Genomic DNA, 1,038 nt, shown 5'->3' on the forward strand with positions numbered 1-1,038 from the left:
CTAGGGCCTGTGTGATGTCGTGATCAGTTGCCGGGTTCTGTGCTCTTCGTGGGGTGGAACCCGGTAGGACTGTGGTCGTGACGCGTAGGCAACTCACCCATGCCCAGTGGAAGTTCATCGAGCCGTATCTGCCGATCGGTAGGTACGGCCCGTATCCGGAGCGTTTGCGGGAACAGTTCGAGGGGGTGATCTGGCGGTTCCGCTCCAGCGGCCAGTGGCGGGAGATGCCTGCCGAGTTCGGCCCATGGGCCACCGTCTACGGACGTTTCCGCGTCTGGCGGGACGCCGGTGTGTTCACCGCCCTGCTGGAAGGCCTGATCGCTCAGGCAGCCCGCGCGGAGCAAACAGACTTGTCGCTGGTCAGCGTGGACTCCACTACCGTCCGCGCCCACCACGACGCCGCGGGGCTCCGCGTCAGCAAGCACCTCATGTCGGCCCTGGAGGAAGCCGCGCAGGAGCAGGAGACAGCCCGGCAAAAAGGGGTGGCACGCAGGAACAGAACGGACAGGCCGAGCGCCGGCGCATCCGGCGCCGACGCAAGCTCCGCCTGAAGCAAGCCCTGCTCGGCCGGTCCCGGGGCGGCCTCACCAGCAAGATTCATCTCGCGGCGGACCGCAGATGCCGTCCGCTCGCGTTCGTCTTGACCACCGGGCAGGCCGCGGACAGTCCGCAGTTCATCCCCGTGCTCGAGAAGGTACGAGTCCGTCTGCCGGTCGGCCGTCCCCGCACCAGACCCGGCGCAGTCGCCGGCGATAAGGCCTACTCATCGCGCGGAAACCGCAGCTACCTGCGAAAACGCAACATCAAAGCAGTCATCCCGGAGAAGAAGGACCAGGCCGCAAACCGCAAGAAGAAGGGCTCACGAGGCGGCCGGTCCATCAGCCACGACGCCGACCTCTACAAGGAACGGAACACCGTCGAACGCTTGATCAACAAGCTGAAAGCCTGGCGAGGCATCGCCACCCGCTACGACAAGGCGCCCGAAAGCTACCTCGCCGGCCTCCACCTCCGAGCCTCCATGATCTGGATCGACGATCT

1 pseudogene is annotated in these 1,038 nt (G+C 65.8%); it reads left to right on the forward strand.

Annotated elements, in window-relative coordinates:
- Nucleotides 1-77 precede the first annotated feature (77 nt).
- A pseudogene (locus tag AC067A_RS37390) lies at nt 78-1,038 on the forward strand (IS5 family transposase); the annotation flags it as partial.

The organism is Streptomyces sp. NPDC043176, from assembly GCF_056436715.1.